Annotated in this window: 12 protein-coding genes; 6 read left to right on the top strand and 6 right to left on the bottom strand. The window is 49.0% G+C overall.

Features of this window, described 5'->3' with window-relative positions; all coding sequences use genetic code 11:
- Positions 1-453: 453 nt before the first annotated feature.
- The 5 genes from JGK39_RS06775 to JGK39_RS06795 form a co-directional block, all read right to left on the bottom strand.
- Positions 454-5,544, bottom strand: a complete 5,091-nt coding sequence (locus JGK39_RS06775; protein WP_293296072.1) for a DUF4347 domain-containing protein — start codon at positions 5,542-5,544, stop codon at positions 454-456.
- A gap of 524 nt (positions 5,545-6,068) precedes the next feature.
- A complete protein-coding gene (locus JGK39_RS06780; protein WP_293296070.1) occupies positions 6,069-6,428 on the bottom strand; it encodes an NIL domain-containing protein in 360 nt (119 codons plus the stop codon).
- A gap of 71 nt (positions 6,429-6,499) precedes the next feature.
- A complete protein-coding gene (cysW, locus tag JGK39_RS06785) occupies positions 6,500-7,378 on the bottom strand; it encodes a sulfate ABC transporter permease subunit CysW (protein ID WP_293296069.1) in 879 nt (292 codons plus the stop codon).
- Positions 7,368-8,228: a sulfate ABC transporter permease subunit CysT gene (gene cysT / locus JGK39_RS06790; RefSeq protein ID WP_293296067.1), complete on the bottom strand. Its 861-nt coding sequence runs from the start codon at positions 8,226-8,228 to the stop codon at positions 7,368-7,370. The genes cysW and cysT overlap by 11 nt, the downstream gene beginning before the upstream one ends.
- Positions 8,229-8,513: 285 nt before the next feature.
- Positions 8,514-9,605: a sulfate ABC transporter substrate-binding protein gene (locus JGK39_RS06795; RefSeq protein WP_366048849.1), complete on the bottom strand. Its 1,092-nt coding sequence runs from the start codon at positions 9,603-9,605 to the stop codon at positions 8,514-8,516.
- Between the two features lie 529 nt (positions 9,606-10,134).
- Here JGK39_RS06795 and JGK39_RS06800 point away from each other — a divergent pair.
- Together JGK39_RS06800 and JGK39_RS06805 are read left to right on the top strand one after the other, a co-directional pair.
- Positions 10,135-12,294, top strand: coding sequence for a WD40 repeat domain-containing protein (locus tag JGK39_RS06800; protein WP_293255564.1), 2,160 nt, complete (start codon positions 10,135-10,137; stop codon positions 12,292-12,294).
- Between the two features lie 314 nt (positions 12,295-12,608).
- Positions 12,609-12,983 (top strand): signal peptidase I, encoded by a 375-nt coding sequence (locus JGK39_RS06805; RefSeq protein ID WP_293255561.1) that lies wholly within the window; start codon positions 12,609-12,611, stop codon positions 12,981-12,983.
- Here JGK39_RS06805 and galK read toward each other — a convergent pair.
- Positions 12,973-14,052 (bottom strand): galactokinase, encoded by a 1,080-nt coding sequence (gene galK, locus JGK39_RS06810; RefSeq protein WP_293255558.1) that lies wholly within the window; start codon positions 14,050-14,052, stop codon positions 12,973-12,975. The two genes, JGK39_RS06805 and galK, sit on opposite strands and share 11 nt — an antisense overlap.
- 243 nt (positions 14,053-14,295) lie before the next feature.
- Here galK and rsmA point away from each other — a divergent pair, with 243 nt between their 5' ends.
- The 4 genes from rsmA (at position 14,296) to JGK39_RS06830 (ending at position 17,761) form a co-directional block, all read left to right on the top strand.
- Positions 14,296-15,117: a 16S rRNA (adenine(1518)-N(6)/adenine(1519)-N(6))-dimethyltransferase RsmA gene (gene rsmA, locus JGK39_RS06815; protein ID WP_293255576.1), complete on the top strand. Its 822-nt coding sequence runs from the start codon at positions 14,296-14,298 to the stop codon at positions 15,115-15,117.
- A 441-nt stretch (positions 15,118-15,558) separates the two neighbouring features.
- Positions 15,559-16,536 (top strand): 4-(cytidine 5'-diphospho)-2-C-methyl-D-erythritol kinase, encoded by a 978-nt coding sequence (ispE, locus tag JGK39_RS06820; RefSeq protein ID WP_293255555.1) that lies wholly within the window; start codon positions 15,559-15,561, stop codon positions 16,534-16,536.
- 183 nt (positions 16,537-16,719) lie between these two features.
- Positions 16,720-17,073 (top strand): DUF3082 domain-containing protein, encoded by a 354-nt coding sequence (locus tag JGK39_RS06825; RefSeq protein WP_293255552.1) that lies wholly within the window; start codon positions 16,720-16,722, stop codon positions 17,071-17,073.
- A gap of 61 nt (positions 17,074-17,134) precedes the next feature.
- On the top strand, positions 17,135-17,761 hold the full coding sequence (locus tag JGK39_RS06830) for a DUF488 domain-containing protein (RefSeq protein WP_293255549.1): 627 nt from the start codon (positions 17,135-17,137) through the stop codon (positions 17,759-17,761).
- Positions 17,762-17,828 lie beyond the last annotated feature (67 nt).

A 17,828-nucleotide genomic window follows, 5' to 3' on the forward strand; every position in this document is an offset into this window, starting at 1 on the left:
CAGCGTAAGCGAGGTTTGACAAGCCGTCTTGCCCTGACTCTCACATCGCTTGCACGATGTCCAGGCAGCCGCCCTCCTTCCGAAGGCAGAAATGTTTTTAGTCGGAAACCCACATGGCGTTTGATATATCAAGTGGCGGATTTCTTTTAGTGGATAGTGCGAAGCGTACTTACGCTTGCTCGATTGCAACGGTCTTTTAGACGCTCCACAAGGCGATCGACCTCCAAACCGATTGTACCAATTCTCGAAATGTTTGTACTAAGGAATTATCTATTTGTTCGTCGGGTACGACTCACACGCCTTTCATCCCCCACTAACCGAGTACGCTATAGTGGGGGAATTCCCGTCTGCCTTGTTAACTAAAAAAGGGGAACGGAATTTCGTTCCCCTAATCCTGATTAGTGCAGGTAAGAGTAGGGTGCGCGAAGTGTGCATCCTACTGTGGATTGCGGATTAAACTACCAGCACGTTAAAACTGCTCGCCGCTAACTGGTTGGGCACTACGCCCGCCAATATAGCCAAAGTTTGGTTGCTGCTGGCGATCGCGATCGCAGTTGAGCCGTTAGTTTCGGTTAACAACAGTTGACTGAAGTCCAAGCCTCCTACCAACTGGATCGAATCAGCTTCTGGTCTAAAGTTGATAATCGTGTCAGTTCCCTCAATCGCTGCCAATACAAAGTCTTGTCGGTTGCCATTACCGATCAGGGTGTCATTGCCAATGCCGCCAAAGAGCAACTCATCGCCCGTGCCACCAAAGAGTACATCATCGCCGCCGCCGCCCAGTAAGGTATTGTTACCGTCGCCGCCGCAGAGAGTGTCATTACCTCGATCGCCCAATAGCACGTCGTCGCCGGCTTCTCCCAACATTACGTCGTCGCCTTTGCCGCCGTACAATACGTCATCGCCGTTGTCGCCGCTTACTGAGTCGTTGCCGCGATTGCCGTAAAGAGTATCGTTAGCTCGATCGCCAAAGATCAGGTCAAAGCCTTTACCGCCGAAGATAATATTGCTATCCTTGCCGCCGTAGATAGTATCGTTGCCCGTATTGCCATTGATGTAATCGCCGCCCTCTTGGCCGAAGATCAAATCGGCGCCGCCTAACCCGAAGATAGAGTCAGCATTGGCACTGCCCACGAGGGTATCGTCGCCGTTAGTGCCGTTGATGACACCGTTCCGCGAAGGACTGGGGGGCAGATTGGGAGCGATCACCCTGGGGAATGGCTCAGGGCAAACCAAATCTGTCCCTACAGGTGTCGGTGTCGGTGTCGGTGTCGGAGTCGGTGCAGGTGTCGGTGCAGGTGTCGGCGTCGGTGCAGGCGTCGGTGCAGGCGTCGGTGCAGGCGTCGGTGCAGGCGTCGGTGCAGGCGTCGGTGCAGGCGTCGGTGCAGGCGTCGGTGCAGGTGTCGGTGTCGGCGATGTCCTGCCTGGTGTCGGTTCTGGTGTCGGTGTCGGCGGCGTCGGTGTCGGCGGCGTCGGTGTCGGTGTTGTTATAGGGGAGTTACCGAAGTTGACGCCGCTGACAATAGCGCCCGAAGTCAGCACGATGTCGGCGGGGTTGGTGCTGGTTTGGGTGAAACCTACTGTCGGGACTTCCCGGACGCGGTAGGTTGCCGGCGCTAGGTTCGCGAACACGTAGTTGCCACTGTTGTCTGTGGTAGTAGTAACAGGAACAGCAGCAGGAACTCCTGGGGCGGGATCTACGACTTTGGTTAACTGAATTTGGATATTGGGTAAACCCGGTTCTCCAGCATCCTGAGTGCCATTCTTGTTGTTGTCTCGGAACTTCAGACCGCGGATCGTGCCCGGTTGGGGCAGGAAGTTGCCGAAGTTAATCCCGGTGGGTTTTTCTCCTGCCTTTGCTATAACAACGTCGGCGGGGAGCGCGGTTGTCAGCGTCCAGCCGGTTTGCTGGACTTCCCTTACCTGGAAAGTACCTACGGGTACGTCGGCGATCGTGTAGTTGCCATCCTTATCTGTGATGGTAGTCAGTTCGCCCTGTTGGAACACTCCATCCTTGTTGGTGTCTACGAAGATTTGCCAGTTTTGTAGGCCCGGTTCTGTAGCATCCTTAACGCCGTTGTTGTTGAGGTCATTGAATTTTTGACCGCCGATCGTGCTCGCCTCGAAGAAGTTGCCGAAGTTGTTGTTTTGGGAGTCGAGGCCGCTGGTGAGAGGGATCCTATACGCACCTGAAAGGGTAGGCGCGGTTGGGCTGGCTGCGGGGGCGATTTGCGTCCAGCCCGGTTCTACTACTTCCCGGACGTTGTAGGTTGCAAAGGGCAGGTTGGTGAACTCGTACTTACCGGTGATATCGGTGACGGTAGCGGTTTCGGTTGGGTCAAAGGTGCCGTTGTTGTTTTGATCCAGGTAGATTCTCCAGCCTGCTAGTGTTGGTTCACCGGTATCTTGGACACCATTTTTGTTGCGATCGTTAAATTTGATCCCGCTAATCTTGCCAACCTGGAAGTTCCCGAAGTTGGTAGGAAGGGTGGTGGTGTTGGCAATGTTAACGCCACTTGCGGTAGTAAGCCTCGTGGCCGCTGGGGGAACAGGGAAAGTTTGCTGCCAACCAGTCTTTTGCTCTTCCCGCAGGAGGAATGTACCAGCGCCAACGTCAGTAAAGGTGTAATTCCCAGAGGCATCAGTGGTAGTCGATCGCGGTACTGCTGTGCCGATAAAGGTCTGTGGTTCTAGTAAGATTTTCCAGCCTTCTAATCCTGGTTCGGCCCCCTCTTTGACCCCATTCCCGTTGAGGTCGTTGAACTTCTGACCTGTGATAGTGATGTTTTTGAAGATGCCAAAGTTCTGCCCGGTGACGGCAAGACCGCTTTGGGTAGTAACCGGAATAGCCGGAATTGCGCCAGCGGGGAAAGAGATGCTGGAGTTGGCTGGGGGAGTGGCTTGTATCAGGTACTTGCCCGGGCCGATGTCCGCGAAGCTGTAATCTCCTGTTGCCGTAGTCGTTTGCGGAGTGCCGACAACTGTATCTGTGGCGGCTTGGAATAGGCCGTCGTTGTTGGTGTCTTTGTAGAGATTGACGACGACGCCAGCTAATACGGTGTCATCGGGAGTGAAACCGTTGCCTGCGAGGTCGCTGAAGGTTTTGCCCGCGATCGTAGTTTTTTGGAAGTTGCCGAAGTTGGCGTTAGGGACATCAGCAGTACCAGTGGTCACTGTTGGCGCTAACGTCTGTACCCAACCTGTTTGTAACGTTTCGGCGATCGCAGTATTTGCCTTGGTATCCGTGAGGGTGTACTGACCCAAAGTCGCAGCCACCGCAGAGCTAACCGCACTCTTAGTTCCTGCGGTAATAGTCCATCCACCTAGACCTGGATCTGTCGCAGCTTTAGCACCGTCGCCGTTGATATCGTTGAATTTCTGACCCTGAACAACTGGCCCGTACTCGTAAGCACCGATATCAACATTGGGTTTTGCAACGAGAGTATTGTCAATTTTGCGAGGGAAACCAGCGCCGCGTTGGTCTGTAGTTCCAACAATCGCGAGGTTGTCGCCTCCACCAATGGCAGGGTTGGTGCTGGTAGTTACAGGACTATTGTCAACTAGGGCAAGGGTCAAAGGACCTGCTGTTGCGCCGTTGAGTCCGGCAGCGGCGGCTGGTGCTAATACACTTGTTAGAGGAACCGCTAATGCCTGACCTGTCAAACCGGTGCTAGTGCCGAGAACCCCAATCAGGTTGTTGTTACCAGTAAATGCCCCTGTAACATCGGTGTTGGTAGTAGCTGTGTTGCCAGCGACGATCGTATTCTTGACCGTGACAGTACCGCCGTTGTTGTAAATTCCTCCGCCATTAGCAATCAGACTGGCCGGTGTACCAACTGTCGCTGCTGTGGCAGAGTTATAGGCGATCGTGTTGTTAGTCAGGGTAGCTGTAGCACCAAAGTTGACAAAAATTGAACCGCCTGCAGCTGTACCCGCACCTGCGGTAGCAGCACCAGCATTTCCACCCCTGACTGTATTGCTATACAAGGTGCTGTTGGTCAAGGTCAAGCTGCCGCCGCTGCCGACAAAAATCGCACCACCCAAACCAGCACCACCGCCGCCTGCAGCAGCGACAGCAGTCCCACCAGGGGTGAAGAGATTGATAGCAGTGCTAACACCAGGAGTAGCTCCCGCGCCACCACCGCCACCGAAGCCTCCAACACCTCCTGCGCCGTTAACACCAGCAAGAGCAGGGGGAGTAGACGTACCACCAGTACCGCCTGCACCGCCACCGCCCCCGAAGCCACCAGCACCGCCAGCACCACCAGTACCACCGCCCCCGTTGGTCGTAGCACCAGTACCACCATTCCCGCCAGCACCGCCAGCACCACCGCCACCACCAATAGAGCCGCTCACACCAGCGCCACCAATACCGCCAATGCCACCTACGCCAGCAGGCCCGACTCCATTGCCGCCGGCGCCAGCAGCACCACCATTACCAGCCGGAGCGCCTGCTGAGAATCCAGGAGAACCGTTGTTCCCGGGGTTGCCATTGGGGGTAAAACTACCACCTGCGGTGGCTGCTGTTGGGAAAGCAACGCCTTCGCTGCCTCCAAAGGGAACACCACCGAAATCAGCAGTGCCACCTTTACCACCGATTCCAGCAGCACCTGCGCCACCGATCGCCTGGTTGTTCGAGAACGTCACTCTGTCAACTATTACAGTGCCGCTGTTAATAAAAAGTGCGCCGCCTAAACCCGCAGCGCCACCACCACCACCAGCCGGTGCGATTCCTCCTACTGCTGTTGCAGAATCAATAGTGAGGTTGGATATGTTAACTTGGCCGGTACTGTTAACTACAAAGGCTCGGGCTGTGGGACTGCCGGTGATTTTGAAACCGCCACCAATAATATCAGTAGGGCCGGTAATGCTCGGTAGCAACCCTGTCAGGGTAAAGTTAGTCTTAATGTTGATTGTGTCTGGGCCAGCGTTGGTGTTGGCAACTTTAATAGCATTGTCGAGTTCGCTAAAATTGTTAACGTCTAGGGTAATCAGGACACCGCTATATGCTTCCCTCGCCTCTTGGGAAAATGCTAAAGGTGTTTCTATATTGCCTGTAGTTACTTCCAACACCCAGTCTCCACCCAAGGCCGCACTGCCGGTCAAGTTGTCGGAGGCGGCAATATTTGCCCCCGTGAGCTGGCTCAGCCTTTCTACGAAGGCGACACCGGCTTCTGTGGCTGCGACGTTGCAACCGTAAAGCAGAATTTCAGGTTTAGCAGTTGTTGAAGAGTTCGAGTTTGCTTCGGCTGCTGGCAAAGCAAACCATTTTTCTAAATAATTCCGGTAGCTTTCAATGTTGCTGAGATTTAGTTCGGTGCTTCCCAGTTGCAGGCTGGCTGCTGCGCCGTGAGACAAAATGTGGACGGCTGCAATGTTTTGCCGCTGCTTAAGTGTTTCGGCGATTTGCTTGATGCCGTCGCGATCGCCCTTCAGAATAATAACTTCTGTATCGGAATTCGCGGTTTTTGTTAAACTTTCGCAATCTTTAACTTGTGAATCCGCAAAAACTATCTGGTGTTTCCGTTCTTTATAGAGTTCCATGATTAAATTCCTCTGGTACACACACACATTAAATTCATAGCACAAACCAAACGCAGCAGCGATATATCTTAATTACGCTGCGGATGCAAGTCGCTGGCAAAGCGCTCGAAGACGATCGCCCCTAACTTTCACCTAAATGGAAGATTGACAAAAATCTTGTTTTATGCTTCTCCTAGGATATATTAAGTTTAGTGTGATTGTGTAGAAGTTTTTAAAGGGGATATTGTTCCGCCTGTTACAAAAATATTTGAGAAGACTTGCGGGCTATTTTTTGATATAGAAAAGATTGATATAATACCAGACTTGATGAAAGTTGTCAATCTAATAATTAACTGATGGCAATCGATATTTGTCAGTCAAAAGTCATCAGTCGCGGCGATCGGCTGTAAACTGATGACTTTGGGTATTTTTTAGCTAAGGAATGATAGCTGGGGCGATCGGACAACGGCGATAAAATTGGTTTGATCGTTCGGACTTTAGTCCTCATAAAACGAGAGAGGACTGAAGTCCGAACGATCAAACGTTTACCAAGTTTCCTCATCGGGATGATTGGAATTGCTCCAGATTTCCACATCTAAATCGTTGAGATAAATCAGAGCACTTTCAATTTGTTGACTTGTACCGTTAAGTTCCAAATCAAACCAACCGTCATCGGAAGTTTTTCCACCCAACAAAGCAGCATTAAAATTTACCTTCAAACCGTATTCCGAAATCAGGTTAGAGATGACAGGTTCCTGATGGTATTCTTTGGGAATGCGAATGCGAATGCGGGTTTGAGTTAATCTGCTGTCTCCAGACTCAGCGTGCGGGATGTCTGATTGTTGAGTTTGGTGGAAATTGTCGATCGGCTCAAATTCAGGTTCGCTATTGTTCTGGTTTAACATTTGGGTCTCCTAATGTTTACTTAAATATAGGTTGGGTTGAGCAACAACAGCCAACTGTCAACTGTCAACAGTCAACTGTCAACTTCCTTAATGCTAGTTTTCCGTTCCAAAATCTCCTTAAGCACGAGAGTAACAACAGCTAACAAACCGAGAATTACCGCAGCAGAAAATGCTGCTTGCGTCGCGTACTGCTTGTAAGCATCCTCTACAAACAAAGGCAAAGTTTGCGTTTTTTTGGCAATATTTCCCGATACCACAGAAACAGCTCCAAATTCTCCCATGGCTCTAGCATTGGTCAAAATCACACCGTAAAGCAAGCCCCAGCGAATATTCGGTAGCGTGACATTCCAGAAGATTTGCCAATCATTTGCTCCCAAAGTTTTCGCCGCTTCTTCTTGATCGTTTCCCACTTCTTCCAAAACAGGAATCACTTCGCGGGCGACAAAAGGTAGAGTTACAAAAGCAGTAGCCAGCACCATTCCGGGGAAAGCAAAGATAATCTTAATTCCGCCACTTTCCAGCAACGGGCCGAACCATCCCATGCGACCGTACAGCAGTACAATCATTAAACCTGCGACTACGGGAGATATGGCAAACGGCACGTCTAAAATCGTGATTAATAGGGTGCGTCCGGGAAATTTGTTGCGGCCGATTACCCAAGCTGCGCACAAACCGAATACTGTGTTTATAGGTACAACTATTAGAGCTATCAGCAGGGTAAGTTGTGCTGCTGATAGAAAATCTGGTGAGGTTAAGTTGCTAAAAAATGGCTCGACTCCCTTTTTGAATGCTTGGTAAAAAACGTTTACCGTTGGGATAAATAAGACGAGGCCGAGATAGCCGATCGCAATTCCGATCAAAGTTGGCTTTACCCAGGCTTTTTCTTTGCCCCGCGACGAACCCGCTGGCGGAACTGTGTAATTTTTAGATAAATTAATATCAGCCGTCATAGCGTCTCCTCCAGGCTTGTAAAATATTAATTGTGAACAACATTGCTAGGGAAATTCCTAACATGACAGTGCCGATTACTGTGGCTCCTGCATAGTCGTACTGTTCCAATCTTTGAAAAATTAAAACAGGTGCAATTAAATCTTTAAACGGTACGTTGGCTGCTACAATTACCGTCGAACCGTACTCGCCAACGGCTCGGGAAAATCCGAGGGCAACTCCGGTTAAAATTGACGGAAAGAGCGGCGGTAAAACTACTCGCCAAAAGGTTTGAAATTGAGAAGCACCCAAGCACCAAGCTGCTTCTTCGATGTCTTTTTCCATTTCGTGTAAAACTGGCTGTACAGTTCGCACGATGAAGGGTAAGGATATAAAGATCATGGCTACGCCTACGCCCAAGCGAGTGAATGATATCTTGATTCCTAATGGTGCAAATAGCGAACCGATCCAGCCGTTATCGCTGTAAACTGTGGCGAGGGTTAAACCTGCAACGGATGTTGGTAGCGCAAAGGGTAAATCGACTGCTGCATCGACAATGCGTTTTAAGGGAAAGTCGTAGCGGACTAATACCCAGGCTATTAATGTGCCGAAGACTCCGTTGATTAGGGCTGCGATTAATGATGTGACGAAGGTGACATCGTAGGCGGAAAGGGCGATCGGGCTTGTGGCAATTTTCCAAAATTCGCCGGGGTTTGCTGTGCAGGCTTTTAGCAGCATGGCTGTGACTGGAAGAAATAGCATTAGGCTGAGGTAGCCGATGGTGATTCCCCAAGGTAGTGTGATTTTGCCGATCGCTCTTTTGATATTGGCGATCGCCGATTGAGGATTTCGGGGTGGAGATATTACCGTCATTGTGTTTTCTTAGTTTGTAGTAAGGACTTTAGTCCTTAAAAACAGCTTTTAGTTTGTAGTTTTTAGGTTGGGTTGAGGAAGGAACCCTACACTTCGCCCAACTTATTAGTTCATCCTGAGTTGGGTTTTACTTCGTTCCACCCAACCTACGAATCTGAGTTGGGTTTTACTTCGTTCCACCCCACCTACGAATTTATCTGTAGTGGTAAGGTGCGCAGTGCGCACCCTACTACGAACCGTTTTGAAGAGGACTGAAGTCCTCACTACGAGCGGGTAATTCGGGAATTAGCGTTTAATGGAACCTTGGATTTTGTCAAACGCGGCTCCGTCATCGAAGAATTTCTTCTGAATTTCTCCCCAACCTCCCAAATCTTGAGCTGTAAAAAGGGTTTTGACGGGGGGATATTTTTGGGCAAATTCTGCTTCTTTGGCGACTGTCTCATCTACTGGGCGAAATCCTGCCTTGGCAAATTCTCGCTGGGCTTCTGGGGTGTACAGATACTTGACAAAGGCTTCGGCGACTTCGCGAGTGCCGTGTTTGTCCACATTTTTATCGACGATCGCAACGGGATTGTCGATCGACACATTCACGTCGGGAATACTATAAGTCGGTTTTTCGCCTTTCTGAGATGCCAAAATAATCTCGTTTTCGTAGTTGATTAGGGCGTCGCCTTGACCTTGCTTGAAAAATACATCGGTGGCTTCGCGGGCATCTTTGGTCAGGATGGGGACGTTTTTGTAGACTTTGGTGGTAAAATCTAATGCTTTGGTTTCGTCTCCTCCGGTTTTGAGAATTGAGCCCCAAAGTGCGAGGAAATTCCAGCGAGCAATGCCTGAGGTTTTAGGATCGGCAGTAATCACTTTTACTCCGTCTTTGCTTAAATCTTCCCAGGTTTTGATGCCTTTGGGATTGCCTTCGCGGGTGACTATTGCTCCTACAGATTTGCTGACTATGCCGCCCTTGGGGACTTCTTTTTCCCACCCAGGCTGGATGAGTCCGGCTTTCTCGATTTTGGCGGTGTCGAGGGCGAGGGCTAGGTGTACGATGTCGGCTTCTAATCCGTCAATTACTGCTCTGGTTTGGGAACCGGAACCGCCGTAGCTTTGGTTGAAGGTGACGGTTTGGCCCTTTTCTTTTTGCCACTGTTCTACGAATTTGGGAATTATGGCTTCGTGGGCGGCTTTGGTGACGGCGAAGGATACTAGGGTTAGTTCTATGTTGCCTTTGTTGGCTGCTGGGCTAGCACCGCCTGGAGTGGCTGCGGGGTTGTTCGGGGTTCCCTGCTGGCAGGATACAATTGCCAAACTTAAAGTTATTCCTACTACAAATAACGACACAAATCTTTTAAGTGCAGTCAGCGATCGATTTTTGCCCATTGGTAGCTGTTGTGGTCGGTGAAATTGTTGAGTTAGGTGTTGCCACGGGCTCATTATATTTGTTCCTTTACTAAAGTACGGTTATTAGGTCGGAATACCGTAATTATGGTGGTGAAGTACGATTATAGACAAGGGCGGGTAACAATGGCAACAAAAAAAACTAATTTGGACACTCAGAGTCGATCGAATATCCTCAAGTCTTTTCCCTCGGCGCTTTCGACTGAGATTCGCCGTAAAATGTAAACCGTATAAACACTATGATTGAGTTAAGGTACTAAGCTTGCGCGACTGTACGATACGCCTTACGGATACGCTGGCTCCGCTCAAAAACGGATACCGTGCCGCGACGATCGTCGCGAGCAGACTCAAGTTCTAGCTCCCAGATTCATCTGTGGAGTAAATCTAAAATCTAAAATTCTTCAATCTAAAATCGATCGCCCAAATGTAAGGCCATGCTGAGAGTCTCCGCCCAGCGGGATACGCCTGACTCGCGCTCACGCCCGCAAAGTAAGAAAAAGTTTTAACTGGTATGTCATTACCCCGCCCCGTCTCAGACACCCTAATTGAACTGTTGAAGCCTGTAGCCTGCGAATTGGGAGAAAGATTGGGAGCAAGCGCTGTCAACGAGCGCTATGCAGAAATTGAGCCGTCTGGTTCTTCTGCTTTGAACCAGCAAATCAAAAAAGACCCCCGCTGGATTAAAGCACAAGTGAAGTATTTGCAGCGGCAGCAGGCCCGAGAACAAGAGTTAATTGCGATCGCCAGCATAGAAGAAGAAAAGGTAAAGGAAGAACGCGCCAATCGAATTAGAGCGGAAGAATTGAGAGATAAGCGGGCTATTAGCCGGCTTGGCCGCGAGTTAATGCGGGAGATTCAATCAGAAGCAATTCGAGTTAAGCTGAACGAAATTCAAATTATTTGGGACAGAGACAACTGGTTTTCTAATTTGAGCAGGCAGGAAACCGAACAGATTTTGCAGCAGCAGCAGCACCGATTGCTGTTGTTAGTTGCTCCGGCAAAAATTAGCCAAGATTGCCCGGATTCGTTTCGCCACAATCTGAATATCGAGCTGCCGGCTAAGTTGAGAACTTTTTTGAACCAGTATTACCCCCAGCACGGAGAATCGTCTCCGGTTCAGTTTTACGGAGATTATTTCAAAAACGCGATTTCTGATATTGATGTGGAGCGGTTGCAGACTGTTTTGTCTCCCGTGCCAACGGCTATATTGTACAGCGACATCAGCGATTATGAAGTTAATTTTCATGTCGGTTTTTGGGGAATTATTAATCAGAATGTTTCCCTAGTGGCGATGCAGCCTTGGAATTGGGAAGAAGTTTATCACCAGTTGGAAGCCGAGGGGAAAGATGAAAAGGTGAGCCTGCGGATTATTAGGCAAATAATTGTGACAATTCATAAGTTACTGGCGGCTTTTTTAGCAGATTTGTATTATTTAAAGATAGATTTTACTCACGAACCTCAGCTATTTAATTTAGAGGCGGAATTTGCTCAGGAATGGTTTTCTCAAGATTGGGCCCTACCGTATATGGAAACTCTTAAAGAAATTCAGGAGCAGCAGCGAATAACCTATAAGGGAGAGATGCGGCGGCTGGCACTGCGAGAGGCAAAAGCTAGGGCGGAACGCAAGCGTCTTGAGGAGGAGGAACTAAAACGCAGACAGGAAGCTGAGGCGAAATCAAAGCGGGCGAAGGAGTTCGCTCACAAATTAAAAAATCTGAAATGGCGGTGCGTTTACACGCTGCCGGGACATTCATCGTTTGTGAATTCTCTGGCGATTAGTCCTGATGGCGAAATTCTGGCTAGTGGCAGTTGGGATAAAACTATTAAGATTTGGAATTTAGAAACTGGGGAATTAATTGGTACTTTGACGGGACATTCCGATCGCGTAAATTCGGTTGCTATTAGCTATGACGGAAAAATGTTGGTCAGCGGCAGTTCGGACGAAACCATTAAGTTTTGGAATTTGTACAGCGGTGATTTATTGTGTACTTTTCCGGGACATTCTATGGAGGTGAATTCGGTGGCGATCAACCCGAAGGGGCAGATAATTGCTAGCTGCGGCGGCGCTGACAATACAATTAAGCTGTGGAATTTGCGGACTGGTGAGTTGCTGCGGACTTTGAGGGGTCATTCTGACAATGTGAATGCGGTGGTTTTTAGCCCGGATGGTAAGATATTGGCGAGCGGCAGTTCGGATGGGACGAGCAAGGTTTGGGATGTGGAAAGCGGTAAGTTGCTGCGGACTCTTTCGGGTTTGAATGTTGGGGTGAATTCGGTGGCGATCGCCCCGGACGGTGAGATTCTCGCTAGCGTCAGCAATGATTATACGATTAAGCTGCGGAATTTGCACACGGGCAGTTTGTTGCGGATCTTAAATTCTAATTCTGCGAGGGGAAAGGGCGTAGCAAATTTAGGGATGAATGAGGCTGTGCATATTTTGCGGAATTATGTAAGTCGGGGCGATTCGGTTGCTATCAGTGGGGACGGTTTGACTTTGGCTAGCGGCTGCGATGATAATACGATTAATATTTGGAGTTTGCAGACGGGGGAGCTGTTGAGCACTCTTGAAGGACATTCGGGTACGGTATACTCGGTGGCGATCGCACCTTCGGGCAATTTGCTCGCCAGCGGTAGTGCGGATGAGACAATTAAGATTTGGCGCTGCGATTAGGCAGTTGACAGTTGACAGTTGACAGTTGACAGTTGATAGTATTCAGAGCCTGTCCGCTAATTAACCACAATACTTGTAGGGGCGGGTTTTACCAACAATCTTTGATGCACATCCACAATATCTATAAACCGGCCCCACCCAGCGACAAAATTCGATCGCCGGCAATTCAACGGACATGATATAACAATCATCAAGTTTGATCGTTCGGACTTGAGTCCTCTCTCTGGGCATTGAAATTAATTAGGACTAAAGTCCGAAGGATCAAACCGTTGAGTTTGTGTTGCTAAAATATTTGTTTTTTAGATTATTAGCTGATGTCACCTGAAGTGATTTTTGGAAATGCGGGTGCTGAAGGCGCAAGTCGCGGCGGGTGGTTTGCCGGTCACTTTATAACGCCCGAAGATGACGCGCGATCGACTTCTGCGTTAGAGGTAAAATGGGGCATCCACAAAGCGGGAGATTGCAGGACTCAGTGGGCGGTAAATGGGGCTGCAACTACGCTTTCTATCCTCGTAAAAGGGCGGTTTCGCCTGCAATTTCCTTCGCGAGAAATCTTGCTTTCTCAGGAGGGAGATTACGCTTTGTGGCTGCCGGGAGTGCCTCATTATTGGTCGGCCCAGGAGGATTCGGTTATCGTGACTGTACGGTGGCCTTCTTTGTCGGGAGATAGTTCTGGAATTAAGAATTAACTTGAATTTCTGGAACCAAAACGCGGCCGCGATAACCCGCGCGCTGGTAGCGATCGATCGCCTCTGATGCGATCGCCTCCACTTTACCGCTCTTGACCAGGGCTACGCAAGCACCCCCAAAACCTCCGCCCGTCAGCCTCGCGCCGAAGACTCCGGGGATTGACTGCAAGATTGCCGCCAAGGCGTCTACTGCAACCACCGAAACTTCGTAGTCGTCGCGCATACTCGCGTGGGAAGCATTCATTAAATCGCCGAAACGCTCTGCTGGCAAAGATTTTAGTGCTTCGAGCACGCGGTTGTTTTCGGTGACGACGTGGCGCGATCGCCTTTTGAGGGGTTCCGGCAATACTTCCACTGCTTTGGGATCGGTGATATCCCTGAGAGCCTTAACTCCCAATATCCGGGCGGATTCCTCGCACTCAGCGCGCCGCTGGTTGTAGCCGCTTCCGGCTGCTAAGTCGTGGCTTTCACCGCTGTCAATGACTAAAATTTCTGTGCCTGTGGGAAAACGTACTGGGCGGTATTCGAGGCTGCGGGTGTCGAGAAATAGCATCGTTTTGGTGTCTGCTAAACTCGACGCCATTTGATCCATGATGCCGCAGTTCACGCCGGCATACCGGATTTCGGTTAGCTGTCCGATTTGAGCCAGCCGCACGTCGTCTAGGGGGAGGTTGAGGAGCGCGCGCATCCCTCTGAGGGTGGCTATTTCTAAAGCGGCGCTGCTGGACAAACCGGCTCCGATGGGCACATCCGAGGTAATGTAGAGATTTACTGGCGGTATTTTGTACCCTTCTTTTTCTAAAAGTCTGATGCAGCCGCAGATATAACTGACGAATTTTTGCGGTATGGTATCGTCGTCTGAAAAATTTATGAGTTCGTCATATTCGGCTGAATAAAAATGGTGTCGCGCATCGCTGCTGAATCCGATTTGTACTGTTGTGCGCTGCGGAATCGCCGTCGGAAGTACAAATCCATCGTTGTAGTCTGTGTGTTCGCCCAGCATATTTACTCTGCCAGGGGCGCTGGCTTTGGTTTTGGGTAATGTACCAAATATTCGTTGGAAGTTCATTTTTGGGGAATTGGGAATTGGTAATGGGGAATTGGTAATGGGGAATTGGTAATTGGGGATTGGTAATTGGGGATTGGTAATTGGGAAGAAATCAACTTATTTTTAATCGCTAATTTTTTTATGATGCCTAAGTTTTTTGCTTAATTCAACCCCTGTTTACAAAAATCAACATGACTTTAGTTTGGGAAAAAATATGGGGTTGTGATAGAATGGCAGGCTAAGATTTCTCGAAGAATTCAAAAAATGCGATCGACCAGACCCCGGAAACAGTTTGCTCAACATTGGCTCAAAAGCGAGAAAGCCTTAGATAAGATTGTCAAAGCAGCCAGTTTGGAGGACGATCGCGTCCTGGAAATCGGGCCGGGTACGGGGATTCTGACTCGGCGCTTGCTGGCTGGGGCTGAGTCTGTTGTTGCTGTGGAGATCGATCGAGATTTGTGCCTAAAACTCGCCAAGCAACTCGGCAAAACCGATAACTTTTTACTGCTGCAAGGCGATTTTCTGGAAATGGATTTAGAGGCTGAACTAAGGGCTTTTCCCAAATTCCAAGATCCCAATAAAGTTGTTGCCAACATTCCCTACAATATCACCGGCCCCATCCTCCAAAAACTCCTGGGAACGATATCTGGGCCGGTTGCGAAACCCTTCGATGCGATCGTGCTCTTAGTGCAGAAAGAAGTCGCCCAAAGGCTTTACGCTAAACCGGGTTCGACAGCTTTTGGCGCATTGTCCGTGCGGGTGCAGTATTTAGCAGAATGCGAGTTAATTTGCGATGTGCCGTCAAGAGACTTTTATCCGCCGCCAAAAGTCGATTCTGCCGTGGTGCGGCTGATTCCCCGAGTAATAGAAACGCCAGCAGTTAATCCGCGCTATTTGGAGACTTTAGTCAAGTTGGGATTTGGCAGCAAGCGCAAGATGCTGCGAAATAATTTGAAAGGATCTGTGGATTTAGATAAACTCGTTCAATTGTTAGAAGAGTTACAGATAAATCCTCAATCTCGCGCTGAAGATTTAAGCGTGGCGCAATGGGTAAATTTGAGCAATAATTTGTTTTCCGATGACTAGAATCCTTGCACTCCCAAGCTTTCTTATCTGGAAATAATCTGCGTTGCATCGTCGGTTGCATCTGTGGTTCGCCTATCAATCAAAGATTTATGCAATAAGTTTAGTGATAACTGATGATTAATAACGTTCGCGAACTCTTGTTTACTCGCAAAACATGACTGATGAATAATGACTAATGACTTTCGCGTTTGGAAATAAAGTAAACCAGTGTAATCGGGAGCGAGAAATAGGCGATCGCAATTATTGAATCTGAGGCTACGTGAAGCCAGACTAAAGGAGTCTGCCACAGATAGCAGTGCCGGTGAGGAATAAATGATCCCGAACTAAAAAAGTTTTCCACATTTCCTGCATAATATTTCCTTTGAGTTGTGAGAAAATGGACTCTGACTCGTGTCAATTAATTTCAACCAGGGGTTTCTTTCACCCGCGGCTTAATCACCTATGCGTTCATATTCTCTGCTAGCTTCAGCAAAAATCAATCTGTATTTGGAGATAATAGGCGATCGCCCCGACGGATATCACGAACTGGCGATGGTTCTTCAAAGCATAGATTTGGCCGATCGAATTGACTTGCGCGCGATCGGTACGGACACGATCCGCGTGCGCTGCGATCACCCGCAAGTCCCGCCGGACAAGAATAACCTCGCTTACCGGGCGGCGGATTTGTTGGCGCAGCAATTCCCCGATGCTTTGGCGAAATACGGCGGAGTCGAGATTGCCATTCACAAGCAGATTCCGGTGGCTGCGGGGCTCGCCGGCGGTTCTGCAAATGCAGCCGCAGTTTTAGTCGGGATGGATTTGCTGTGGCAATTGGGACTCACTCAGTCGGAGTTGCAAGAGTTGGGGGGAACTTTGGGTTCGGATGTGCCTTTTTGCATTGGAGGAGGTACGGCTTTGGCAACCGGCCGCGGGGATAAACTGTCTCCGCTGCCGGATTTGGGAGGTTTTTCTGTGGTGCTGGCGAAGTTTCGCAATCTCAGTATTTCTACGGCCTGGTCGTATCAAACTTATCGCCAGCAGTTCGGTAGTTCCTATTGTGCGCCGGAGGATTTGGACTGTCGCCGGGAAAGACTGCATTCGGGGCCGATGGTGGGGGCGATCGCCCAAAAAGATCGATCGAAAATTGGTCAATTGCTGCACAACGATTTAGAAAAAGTTGCTTTGCCCGTGTACCCGCAGGTGTTGCAGTTGCGGGAGGCTTTTGAGTCGGCGGGGGTTTTGGGCGCGATGATGTCCGGTTCCGGGCCGACGGTGTTTGCACTCTGCGAGTCTCAAGAGCAGGCTCAGCAGGTTATGGAACGGGTGAAAAGTGCGATCGCTTCTCCCGATTTGGATTTTTGGGTAGCAAAGTTTAGCAATACTGGGATTCGGATTTTTTCGGAAGGAAATGATGCGAAACCGCCGATTGCGAGGGTGTAACTCGCAGATGGTGCGATCGCGATCGTCCGTTAAACGCCAATGGGGGCGATCGGCAAAAATGAATCTAACTTTGCACGGATTCTATTGAACTCGCAGAACTGATAAAATGTCAGCAAACACAGATTTTAGTTTGGGTGAATTAACCAGAGAGCTAAAATCTAACATCTCAAATCTAAAATCGCCATGGCTGATTTAACTACTCCAAATTCTACATCTCAACCTCTAAGTTCGGCGGCGGATGCAACGCCTGCATCTTCTCGGCAGCCGACGGTTTTGCGGTGCGTGACTGGTTCGCTGATCGCGAGTGTGTTCGCTTTTGGTTTGTATTCGCTAACTATGTCGATCGCTCTAAATTTTGCTAGCAAGCCCGTCCATTCCACCAATATTACTGTGCTGAAAATTAGTGTCGCAGTGCGAACTTTGGTAGTGGGAATGGTGGCTTTGGGTACGGGCGTATTTGGGCTGGCGGCCGTCGGTTTGATGCTGCTGGGTTTGCAAATTTGGATTCAAAAGTTGGTGAAGAAACCCGCAGGTTGAAACTATCAGACCACAGAAAATCTCGCCTGCAAGCTGAAGACTTAATAGTAAGATCGAAGCAATGGAATTATTTACGATCGGACACTCCAATCACAGTATTGAAGCGTTTCTTTTGCTGCTGCAACAACACCGAATTACGGCGGTGGCGGACGTGCGATCGCATCCTTTCAGCCGCTATTTACCTCATTTTAATAAATCAGAAATTACAGCTTCTCTGTCTGCTGTCGGGATTCAATATGTTTTTTTGGGGCAAGAGTTGGGCGCGAGGCCGGAAGACTTAAGCTGTTACGATACTAGCGGTAAAGCTTTGTACGATCGCATAGCAGCCACTCCTCTATTTGCCGCAGGAATTCAGCGCTTGCTAAAAGGCGCAGCCCATTATAAAATCAGTTTAATGTGTGCGGAAAAAGACCCGCTTACTTGTCACCGGACGATTTTAGTTTGCCACAAACTCAAAGAATTTAATTTGCAGATTAATCACATTCTGTCCGATGGCAGTTTAGAATCGCACCAGGATTTAGAAGCAAGACTTTTGAGCAAGTTTAACAAAGGTAAAAATAATAATGAGCCAATTCAGTTAAGCTTGTTTGAAATAGAACCTCAAGTTAAACATGAAATTGTTGATTTAGAAACAGCTTATTACTGTCACGGATTGGAAGTCGCTTATGTCAGCAAAGAGCGCAATTAGGGGCGATCGATTATTGATTTTTGATTAATTTTAGTAAATACGGAATTCTCCTAGGGGGGGCGGGTTT

Origin of the sequence: Microcoleus sp. PH2017_12_PCY_D_A, assembly GCF_020738565.1 — a bacterium.
Lineage (GTDB): Bacteria > Cyanobacteriota > Cyanobacteriia > Cyanobacteriales > Microcoleaceae > Microcoleus.

Excerpts from the sequence above, each read along its gene's own strand:
- JGK39_RS06775 (WP_293296072.1), bottom strand. The coding sequence starts at position 5,544 with ATGGAACTCTATAAAGAACGGAAACACCAGATAGTTTTTGCGGATTCA.
- JGK39_RS06780 (WP_293296070.1), bottom strand. The coding sequence starts at position 6,428 with ATGTTAAACCAGAACAATAGCGAACCTGAATTTGAGCCGATCGACAAT.
- cysW (WP_293296069.1), bottom strand. The coding sequence starts at position 7,378 with ATGACGGCTGATATTAATTTATCTAAAAATTACACAGTTCCGCCAGCG.
- cysT (WP_293296067.1), bottom strand. The coding sequence starts at position 8,228 with ATGACGGTAATATCTCCACCCCGAAATCCTCAATCGGCGATCGCCAAT.
- JGK39_RS06795 (WP_366048849.1), bottom strand. The coding sequence starts at position 9,605 with ATGGGCAAAAATCGATCGCTGACTGCACTTAAAAGATTTGTGTCGTTA.
- JGK39_RS06800 (WP_293255564.1), top strand. The coding sequence starts at position 10,135 with ATGTCATTACCCCGCCCCGTCTCAGACACCCTAATTGAACTGTTGAAG.
- JGK39_RS06805 (WP_293255561.1), top strand. The coding sequence starts at position 12,609 with ATGTCACCTGAAGTGATTTTTGGAAATGCGGGTGCTGAAGGCGCAAGT.
- galK (WP_293255558.1), bottom strand. The coding sequence starts at position 14,052 with ATGAACTTCCAACGAATATTTGGTACATTACCCAAAACCAAAGCCAGC.
- rsmA (WP_293255576.1), top strand. The coding sequence starts at position 14,296 with ATGCGATCGACCAGACCCCGGAAACAGTTTGCTCAACATTGGCTCAAA.
- ispE (WP_293255555.1), top strand. The coding sequence starts at position 15,559 with ATGCGTTCATATTCTCTGCTAGCTTCAGCAAAAATCAATCTGTATTTG.
- JGK39_RS06825 (WP_293255552.1), top strand. The coding sequence starts at position 16,720 with ATGGCTGATTTAACTACTCCAAATTCTACATCTCAACCTCTAAGTTCG.
- JGK39_RS06830 (WP_293255549.1), top strand. The coding sequence starts at position 17,135 with ATGGAATTATTTACGATCGGACACTCCAATCACAGTATTGAAGCGTTT.